The organism is Dapis hubbardiae BLCC-M172, assembly GCF_050016015.1.
In the GTDB taxonomy this organism is placed as follows: Bacteria; Cyanobacteriota; Cyanobacteriia; order Cyanobacteriales; family Microcoleaceae; genus Trichodesmium.
The window spans coordinates 1-10,463 of record NZ_JBNHEQ010000018.1 but is presented as its reverse complement, the minus strand read 5'-3'; the positions used below and the strand labels follow the sequence as shown (position 1 = coordinate 10,463).

At 33.7% G+C, this 10,463-nt stretch carries 7 protein-coding genes and 1 pseudogene; 3 read left to right on the top strand and 5 right to left on the bottom strand.

Going from position 1 to position 10,463, the window contains the following annotated elements; genetic code table 11:
- Positions 1-621 precede the first annotated feature (621 nt).
- Positions 622-2,280, top strand: coding sequence for a vWA domain-containing protein (locus tag ACP6PK_RS02335; RefSeq protein ID WP_426557414.1), 1,659 nt, complete (start codon positions 622-624; stop codon positions 2,278-2,280).
- Between the two features lie 553 nt (positions 2,281-2,833).
- On the opposite strand, the gene ACP6PK_RS02330 is transcribed toward ACP6PK_RS02335, so the two are convergent.
- From ACP6PK_RS02330 to ACP6PK_RS02315, 4 genes are all read right to left on the bottom strand, one after another.
- Entirely contained in the window at positions 2,834-3,481 is a 648-nt protein-coding gene (locus ACP6PK_RS02330; protein WP_426557412.1) for a hypothetical protein, read from the bottom strand.
- Between the two features lie 176 nt (positions 3,482-3,657).
- A complete protein-coding gene (locus ACP6PK_RS02325) occupies positions 3,658-5,412 on the bottom strand; it encodes a DGQHR domain-containing protein (protein ID WP_426557410.1) in 1,755 nt (584 codons plus the stop codon).
- 206 nt (positions 5,413-5,618) lie between these two features.
- Positions 5,619-6,167, bottom strand: coding sequence for a Uma2 family endonuclease (locus ACP6PK_RS02320; protein ID WP_426557408.1), 549 nt, complete (start codon positions 6,165-6,167; stop codon positions 5,619-5,621).
- A gap of 650 nt (positions 6,168-6,817) precedes the next feature.
- Positions 6,818-7,354 (bottom strand): P-loop NTPase family protein, encoded by a 537-nt coding sequence (locus ACP6PK_RS02315; RefSeq protein ID WP_094674035.1) that lies wholly within the window; start codon positions 7,352-7,354, stop codon positions 6,818-6,820.
- A gap of 289 nt (positions 7,355-7,643) precedes the next feature.
- Here ACP6PK_RS02315 and ACP6PK_RS02310 point away from each other — a divergent pair, with 289 nt between their 5' ends.
- Together ACP6PK_RS02310 and rph are read left to right on the top strand one after the other, a co-directional pair.
- The gene (locus tag ACP6PK_RS02310; protein WP_426557406.1) at positions 7,644-8,201 is read left to right on the top strand and encodes an adenylate kinase; all 558 of its coding nucleotides are present in this window, start codon (positions 7,644-7,646) and stop codon (positions 8,199-8,201) included.
- 537 nt (positions 8,202-8,738) lie between these two features.
- A complete protein-coding gene (gene rph, locus ACP6PK_RS02305) occupies positions 8,739-9,467 on the top strand; it encodes a ribonuclease PH (protein WP_426557404.1) in 729 nt (242 codons plus the stop codon).
- A gap of 192 nt (positions 9,468-9,659) precedes the next feature.
- Here the strand turns inward: rph and ACP6PK_RS02300 are convergent.
- Positions 9,660-10,286, bottom strand: a pseudogene (locus ACP6PK_RS02300) (glutathionylspermidine synthase family protein).
- Positions 10,287-10,463 lie beyond the last annotated feature (177 nt).

Below are 10,463 nucleotides of genomic sequence, written 5' to 3'. Positions count from 1 at the left end.
AATTCAGAAGTTGTGTTTGTAATTCTCAAAATAACATGACAAAGAATTGAGTCAAATAAAATATTTTATGTCAGATGTTTATTGGATAAAAAACAGAATTTGAATCCGAAAAAATGAGATTCAAGTTATTTCTAGTCACGACTACAGCAATCGTAAATAATCTGTGAAAAAGAACTGTAGAGGTTTGGTCTCCAAACCCAGAAGATTAACGAATTTATAATTCAGAAGTTGTGTTTGTAATTCTCAAAATAACATGACAAAGAATTGAGTCAAATAAAATATTTTATGTCAGATGTTTATTGGATAAAAAACAGAATTTGAATCCGAAAAAATGAGATTCAAGTTATTTCTAGTCACGACTACAGCAATCGTAAATAATCTGTGAAAAAGAACTGTAGAGGTTTGGTCTCCAAACGCAATATAATAAAGGGTTTGGAGACCAAACCCCTACCATAAAATGTTACAACTTATTTAGAACTTAGGAGTTAGTAGTCAGGCAAGTAATTATTATAAATTTTACGGAAAGGGAACTCTCTTTGTTGTAGTCTATGCCAACTTGCTGAATCTAACTATTATTTTCAGCAAAAACTGTCATGCCCTATATGGAAAAATAGAGTGGATATGATGAAAAATAAAAACATCACCCTTAACCTAATTTTGCCAGTAAAATTCTTAGTAATTTTTTTACCTTTACTACTTTTAATAAGTTGTGGCGGTCAACGAAAAACAGCAAGGTTCGCTTCAGAATCAGCAAAAAATGTAAGAGTTTCAGCAGATAAAGCAGTACAACAAAGCGCACCAACCTTTTTAAGCACAGAATCTCAAATAGATTCTAGTCTAGAAATACCGTCAAATACAGAAGAATATAATCTGATTAATTACAACCCTTTTAAAGTAGTAAAAAATAATCCCCTATCTACATTTTCCATTGATGTAGATACAGCATCTTATAGTAATTTACGTCGCTTTATTACTCAAGGTCAGCTACCACCAAAAGATGCTGTAAGAATTGAGGAATTAATAAATTACTTTACTTATGATTATCCTCAACCAAAAGCCAATAATTCCTTTTCTATTACTACAGAAATTTCTGATTCTCCTTGGAATAAGCAACATCAATTAGTTCATATTGGTATTCAAGGCAAAGATATAGTTACAGAAAATTTACCTCCTAGTAATTTAGTCTTTCTCTTGGATGTTTCTGGTTCGATGAATAATGCCAATAAACTACCTTTAATTAAATCAGCTTTTCAATTATTGGTGGGTGAACTAACAGAAAAAGATACTGTCTCAATAGTTGTTTATGCTGGAGCAGCAGGAGTAGTTTTACCTCCTACAAATGGCAATGAAAAAGATAAAATTCTCACAGCAATTAATAACCTCGAAGCTGGAGGTTCGACTGCTGGAGGTGAAGGAATTAAACTTGCTTATGATTTAGCTAAAAGGTTTTATCAATCTTCAGGAAATAATCGGGTTATTCTGGCAACTGATGGAGATTTTAATGTGGGAGTTTCTAGCGATGCTGAATTAGTCAGAATGATCGAAAATTATCGAGATGAAGGGATTTTTCTGACAGTGCTTGGTTTTGGTACGGGTAATTTTAAGGATGCAAAAATGGAACAGTTGGCTAATAAGGGAAATGGCAATTATGCTTATATTGATAATCTTTTGGAAGCCAAAAAAGTGTTAGTGACTGAGATGGGAGGAACTCTACTAACTATTGCTAAAGATGTGAAAATTCAAGTGGAATTTAATCCGGCAAAAGTACAAGCTTATCGTTTAATTGGTTATGAAAATCGACTGTTACGTTCTCAAGATTTTAATGATGATACAAAGGATGCGGGAGAGTTAGGTGCAGGACATTCGGTTACGGCACTTTATGAAGTTATTCCTGTGGGAGTAGAAAGTAATGTGAATTTGCCGGAAGTTGATGAGTTGAGATATCAAGATAATCAAGTTGATGAGGCAGCTTATAATAGTGATGAATTAATGTTAGTAAAGTTGCGTTATAAGGAGCCAAAGGGTACAACTTCTGAGTTAATAAAACAGCCAGTTGTTGATAAGGGAGTAAGTTTAAATGATGCTTCTAATAATTTTAAATTTGCTGCTGCTGTGGCTGAGTATGGAATGATTTTGCGAGATTCTGAATATAAAGGTGATGCTAGTTTTAGTAAAGTGTTGAAGTTGGCAAATGAGTCGAAGGGTTTAGATTTAGAAGGTTATCGGAGTGAGTTTATTAATATGGTTGAAAGTAGTCAGAAATTGATGGAGAAAAAGTAGATGACTGAAATTTAGGCATAACTTGCCCAATTTTAGATTAGTATACACCAAAATTTGCGACTTTTATCGGTAGTGCATCAGAAAAGTGTGGGATAAATAATTATGTCTTTCTAACTCCAAGGAGGGATATAGCTGCTGCTAGGCGGGCCCAACGACCTTTGTGCAGCAGTATTTTCGGTTGTGCATTATCAAAGTGTGGGATAAGTAAGTAGTAGACTGACACGCCTTAAATGGTGCATTAGATTCAATTCAAAAGTAAGAATTTTCAAGGAGCGTCCAGTAGGGCAGGTTAATGTAATCTAAAAGCACTGATATATATAAGGTTAAGCGCATTTTTGTCGCGAAAAAAGTGCGAGTTGTTAAGGTTGTTGGACCAAAAAGTTAGGACGGCATCAAGACAAGCACAATAAATATACACCCAACAATTATTCCTCCTACTTTCTTTCTCAGCTGGACCCACTTCCCCTCCACGGTCGGGGTTAGGGGTAGGTCTCCACACTCCCCACACTCCCCACACTCCCCACACTTCCCACACTTCCTTGACGCACTACCTCTATTCCTGGATGTCAATCTCTTTAAGTTTTTTTCTAAACTTCTGGCAACTTTCGCACTCCCCTTCCCCCCAGACTGTATCACAGTTATTGCAGTGAGCGACTCTATACCCTTCAGGACTAAAACGCCTCCGCTTACACTTTAAGCAGCGACCCTGACCTAATACTTTGTCACATTTGAAACACCATCTGACACCAGGTCTAGATATTCTCACTTTTCCTCGATTCCATGGAAGCAGACATGGTTCATCGCTAAACTTCTCTAATGCCTTTTTTAAAGTCTTGATCACTTGCTGGCGCTTATTTTCTTTTCGTAGAGCAAGTGGTAATCTACTATACCATGTTTGGAGTAGACTGTGGTCTGGTTTCTCCTGCCAGTTCGGAGATATTGATATGCGAGAACTTGGGTTGAGTTTTTGAGAGTAGAAATCAAGACAGAGCTGAATCTGACTGATTGACCAAAATCGGAAGGTAAAACCACAAACGTGAACATAATAAATGAACTCGGGAATGATGGCAGGGTCTGGAGAAAACTCAGGAGGAGCTGCATCATCTAACATCGGACAATCAACTAGAAACCAGGGGATCGGGCGACTACTTGGCTTCCATCTTCTATCCTGAACTCTTAGTTCTTTCCAAATCCTTGCCATAGTGTATTGAGAAAAATGTATATGAACCTATCCCACTAAATGAGGACTTACGCAAATTATTAAATTATACACCATCTGTAGGGGCGATTCGCGTTTGCGCAGCATTCCGGAACGGAAATCGCCCCTACAGTGGTCTACTGAAATGAAAACCGCTGTATATCATTTTAAGTTGATTTTTAAACATCTTGAATAGAACAAGGTTCTGTTCGATTTTTATTCAAAAATTCTCCAACTTTTTTAGGAGAAGAACTTGAATCTGGAATTTTAGGATTCTTTGATTGAAATAAAGGTTGATTGTATTGAGTAATTGCTAACAAATTCATAACATTACTTTTGATATTATTAAGCTCTTGTTTTATTTTGTCCCAGTCTAAACCTTCTTCTATAAATATAATGAGTAAATTAATCCAACCACACCAAAATTTAGAGTATCTAAAAGAAGTGTGAGTTTCATTTTTACTTTTAACTTTATCCCAATGAAAACATGAAAAAATTTGGTTAAAATAACGCTCAAATAAAATAGTTCCTTTTTCTACTAAAATTTCTCTTTCAGATAATTTTTCTATAGTTGAATCAAACAGTTTCTCATATCCATCCTTTTTAAGTTTAGTTTTCTCAATACTTGCTTTTGTTAACTTTTTGATATTTCTAATATTTGTAATTTTTTTGATTTCACCAATAATTATCCCAGCTTCGATAATACCTTTATTTTTTTTGCCTGATGCTATGTCAAAAAATCCTCTAAAGTTTCCTTTGGTATTTAGAGTTACAATAATCTTGGTTGCAATTGCTTTTGGCTCTTGACTTCCCAATTCATAAGTAACTTTATCTAGATGAGCTATTTCTACTTTTGTTTGATTAATATTGATTTCTATAAATACTCTGGCACTAAACTTATTAATAATTTCTTGAACATCAGTTCTAAAATAAACTGCCGTTACCATTATTTTACAATCATCTTGCATAATTGATTTAACCTTTTCATCAGCATAAGAAAATAATCTATGTTGACCATCAATTACAGCAATATTTCCATACTTTTTAGGAATATACAAACAACTATTTCCGTCTCCATCTTTCATATATTTACATTCTTTAGATAGAATAACCAAAATATTAGATGGGAAAATAAAATCACACTCAGTTAATAAATTTTTCCTGATTTCTTTTAGTTTATCGGGATTTAAAGGTCTTTGATAATCATAGGTTGAACTATCTTGTAATGAAGGAAGTTCATCTTGTCTATATACATGAACTATATCTAGTATCTCGTATGGCGATATAGTAAATGTATATAAATCTGATAAAGGAGCATCGTTATCTTCATATTTTTTGCTAATTTTCTTATTGGTACTTCTAATTAGTTCATGATCTTTCTCATAGATTGAAATAGAATTATGTGTCCTATGGTTGAGAGAAAATTTATCTAAAAAATAGTTTCTAGTCCATATTCCTATATTTTGAGAATATTCAGATAATCTCATAAAATCAGATTGATAAAATACAACTATATCTTCCACTTTTGGCAAAGTAAGCTCAAATCGTTCTTTAGTTGTAGTAATAAAAAATCCTTTAATTGACTGTATATTTCTAAATTTTCTTATACTCTCTTGTTTAATACCTAATTTTTGCCAAATATCATCTGAAAATTCTAACTTTTTAATTATATTGATTTGATTTATAAACTTCTTATACTTTGTATTAATTTTGCCTGTATCTGTTCTTGATGTTATTTCACCTATTAAACAAACTTTATCTTCAGGTATCATGTAATCAAATTCAAGATTCTCGTTTTCTGGATATCCTGATGTTATATTTTTTAACAGAACTTGACCTAAACCATCAAAACAATCTAATCCAATAGCTCGAAAAATATCTGCCCCTATTTTTTCTAATTCTTTTCCTTCTTTTCCCTGTAAAAATTTATCCATGTTTTAGAACTATTTATATCTAAAAAAATACAAAATTTATCTAAATATGAATATTAACATTTTCTCTGTTATTGTAGAAGGAATTTTACCAGTAATCTTTCAAGATACACCTAAAATAGAAAATAAGAAATGAATATGATTCATAGGTAAATTACTTTTTGAATAAATCAGGCGATCGCTAGTCTTAGCATCAAATTTTTGCATAGCTAATTTTCTGTAAAAAAATGATTAACTGAAACAGAAATATCTGGAAATGCTAAGGGGTTAATTTTTCCCTGCCGAAAAATAAATTCCGACTCATAATTATCACTTTTAGGATGTCGAAAAACATAAATTTGCTGATTTTCTACATCTACTACCCAATATTCTAAAATTCCTGCTTGTGCATAAGCTTGCTTTTTTTCCCCTAAATCATAAGCTAAAGTTGTATTAGCAACTTCTATCAACCAAAAAATATCTTCAGGATATGGATGACGTTGACGATAATTATTTCTGGGTGGACGTACAATAGCAATATCAGGTTGAGGTTCAGAATTAGAAAGAGTAATAGGATGTGCTTCCCGAATATAAGCTAACCCTTTTAGTAGAAAACGTAAATATTCAACAGTAGTTTCTGTAATTTGAGTATGTATCGGACTTTCCGGTGACATTTCTACTATTTCTCCATGCAAAAGTTCTGTCTGTCGGTCAACTAATATTCCGGTATTAATGAGATGATGATATTCTGCAACCGTCCACTTCAATAAAGTTTTCATTTGACGATAACTCTGGTAAGATTTTTTGCTGTTTAAATAACCAAAAATTGCGATGATTTATTATATTTATTATATTTATTCTACTATTCCTAAAAGTTTACTTTAACCTAATGCCATGATACACCTAAAATTTAGGCTCTTGTAGAACGAAGTGAAACCTAACAAAAACAAACAAAACCTTAGAATTTTTGGGTTTATCCTTCGGATAAGCTTCGCTAACGTTCCTCAACCCAACCTACGCTTATTTAACCATTTTAGTTATGTCGGTTTAGTAGTATTAAATTAAATTTTTAGACTGGAAATTTTCTGTTGTTACCGAAAAAGTTTCTTGTGGCATCGTTAGTAGCGATCGCCACCTTTTAATTCTTGTGATTTTAATTTAGTAACTCTCTAAAAATAACCTAAATATTCTTTGATAGAAGTCTAGACAGGGTTTGGTTTCCAAACCCCTACGGAATTAAATTAGGGAAAATTTCTTGATAATTCCTTCTTCCTTTTTCCTTCTTCCTTTTAATTTAGGGTCTATGACTACGAGGAATTTATGTTTTTTATCTAAGTCTAGACAGGGTTTGGAAACCAAACCCCTAGAGAATTAAATTAGGGAAAAGTTATTGATAATTCCTTCTTCCTTCTTCCTTCTTCCTTTTGATTTAAGGTCTATGACTACGACGAATTTCTGTAATTTGGTCTGCCATCTGCAAAATTTCTTCAGGCATATTTGGTCCAGTCAAAATTACATCTAAATTATAAGGGCGCTTTTCTAGAAAATCTAATACCTCACTCTCAGGAATTAAACCAAAATTAACTGCTAAACTTAATTCATCAAGAACTACTAACTCATATCTTCCTTCAGCTACGACTGCTTGAGTATAGCCCCACAAATCAAGTAGTGAATTTTTTTGACTTTCATCTATATCCGACGTATCAATACAACCAGGAACACCACAGCGAACCCAATCAAGATTTTGCCCTAATTGCGTTGGTTTATCGTGTCCTTGCTTAAGTCCCCCTTTGAGAAATTGTACAATCAATACAGATGTACCTTGGCCAGCTATCCTCAAAGCTTGAGCCATAACATCAGTAAAGAAATTACGTTGACCACTTGTGAATACCTGTACTAGACCAGGAATAGTATAAGGTAAATCACTAGCGACGTTTAGAGCAGGGGTTTGTAATTGTGCAACCATTATGAAAATTAAAATTGAGAAATCTATTTTTGGTACTATACTGATTTTTCCAACTACTAAGCTGGACTGAAAGCTTGCCCTAGGACAATATTCATTTTACAATATATAGTGCTTTTTTTGATTATAGGGCAAATTTAACACTATATATATGTCCAAGTTTGAGGTAGTAGGGAGCAGGGAGTAGTAATTCTGGTTCGGTGGGAATAGAAAAGAAGAAAAACGATTTTACCTCACTAACTTGAGAAATGCTATATACAAGATATATATATAGAACAGTCAATTGTACATTGTGGTGAGACTAATAATTTTAGGTGGTCCAGGTGCGGGGAAAGGAACTCAAGCAGAATTACTATGTCAGTATCTACAGATTCCTTTGATTTCTATTGGCAATATACTCAGGGAGGCGATCGCTATTCAAACAACATTAGGCCAAGTGGCAAAACCTTATGTGGAAAAGGGAGACTTAGTACCAGACCGGACAATGATTCAGTTTGTGCGTCAACGACTTTTAGAGTCTGATGTTAGTCAGGGTTGGTTAATGGATGGTTATCCTAGAACAGCTTTTCAAGCAGAGGAATTACATTTTTTGTTAGATGATTTGGGGCAAAAATTAGATTGGGCAATTTATTTAAAGGTGTCTGAGGAAAAATTTATGAGCAGATGTTTGGAGCGAGGGCGTAGTGATGATAATCCAGAAATTATGCAGCGTCGGGTAGACTTATTTTATGAACGTACTATTCCAATTTTGGAATATTATCAATATCGTCAAAAATTACTTACTATTGATGGGGAAAAATCAGTAACCCTAGTTCAACAACAAATTTTAGAGAAACTTAATTCTCAGTAATTAGTTATTATTTGTCAATATTCAATTTTTAGATTATCTAAACTTTACCAATTGATAATTAATCGAATCTAGGTTTAAAGCCTCTCTTTTTACAGAGAAAAAATAAATAAGATTTCCTCACTTGGTTGAATTCTTTCCTTTTTAAGTAGAGGTAATTATCAATTATCCATTATTAATTAGAGGTACTAATAACTGATAACTGAAATGACAAATTGATAATTAATCGAATCTAGGTTGAAAGTGTCTCCTTTTACAAAGAAAAAAGAAAAAATATTTCCCCACTTGGTTGAATTATTTCCCTTTTAAGTAGAGGTAATTATTAATTATCCATTATTAATTAGAGGTACTGATACCTGATAACTGAAATGACAAATTGATAATTAATCGAATCTAGGTTTAAAGCCTCTCCTTTTAGAAAGAAAAAAGAAATAAGATTTCCCTGCTTGGTTGAATTCTTTGCCTTATAAGTAAAAGTAATTATTAATTATCCATTATCAATTATCCATTATTAATTATCCATTATCTATTAAAAATATTATGTCTTGGCAACGTCCTGATGGTAGACAACCAAACCAATTACGACCTATCAGTTTTGAATTAGATTACACTAAATTTGCCACCAGTTCTGTTTTAACTAAGTGTGGCGAAACTAAGGTACTTTGCACTGTTACTATTCAACCAGGAGTACCAAAATTTTTGGCAGATACAGGTCAGGGTTGGTTAACCGCAGAATATAGAATGTTACCTGGTGCAACTCCCCAACGTCAACAACGAGAATTTATGAGACTATCTGGGCGAACTCAAGAAATTCAAAGATTGATCGGACGTAGTTTGAGAGCTTCTCTAGATATGAATTTATTAGGGGAACGCACCATAATAGTTGATGCTGATGTTTTACAAGCAGATGCAGGTACTCGCACTACTTCTATTACTGGGGGGTTTGTGGCAATGGCAAATGCTATTAGCAAATTAATAGACAAAGGAGAGTTAGAGCGATCGCCTATTGTGCATCAAGTTGCTGCTGTGTCAGTAGGGTTATTGGAGGGGGAACCTTATTTAGATTTGAATTATACTGAAGATGTAGCAGCAGAAATTGATTGTAATGTAGTGATGAACAATAAACCTGCTTTGATTGAAATTCAGGGAACAGCAGAAGCAGGTAGTTTTAGTCGTACTCAACTGAATCAAATTTTAGATTTAGCAGAAGCAGGTATTCAGGAATTATTTGCTGCTCAAAGTCGAGTTGTTAGTGGGAGTTTACACTAAAATAGCAAGTTCGGAGAATTTTATTGTTTCTAACTTGTGCAATAATATCATGCCTGCCAATTAGCGATCAAAAACTTTTTCTTTCTCTTCTCCCTCCTGACTCCTGTACGGGCGAATAGCCATTTTCCCCTACGACTCCTGAGTCCTCCCTAATTATTTATAATTATTCATTCGGACATGGTATTATATCTCTCAACTAAAATAATGAGGCACAAATCTACTCAAATCTTGAGTCACAATTTCTCGGTCTTCCCTAACACAAATACCAGCAGCTTCTCCACCAATTACCCAAGCACCAACTATCGGATAATAACCATCAAAATTCGGCAATTGATAATAGGATTGATAAATTAAAGGTTCGTCTTCGTATATTCCTTCGGTTTGATATTCTCTATCTCCAAAATAAACAGTAATATTTCCTCCTTCTCTAGAAAAAACTGGTTTACTCAGATAAAGATGAGACAATTTTCCTGAGTCAAAATAAGCTGGCAATAAATTAGGATGGTCTGGAAAAAATTCCCAAAGAATAGGCAAAATAGCTTTATTACTCCAAATTAATTTCCAAGCAGGTTCGATGATTTTCATCGGTTCTAATAATAGATATTTCCCGAATTTTTCCTCCATCATCCACTCCCAAGGATACAACTTGAATAAGTGACGAATAATCTGATTATCGAAATCGCAAAAAACTTCTAAATCTTCACTTCAACCAATATCATCTATATATATATGTTGAGTATTTAAGCCTGCTTGAATTGCTAAATCGCGCAAATATTCAACTGTTCCTAAATCTTCCAAAGTTTCTTTTTCACAACTAATATTATGTCCGGATAAGAGCGTGATAAAAAAACGTTCTCATGCATATACTTTCTTTCTCCTCTCTTCCCTCCTGACTCCTGTACGGGCGTTAACGTTTGCGGAGCATTCCGATAGGAAAGTTGTGCGAAGCTAACGGCCGTTTCGCGGAGCGACATGAAACGCCCCTACGACTCCTGA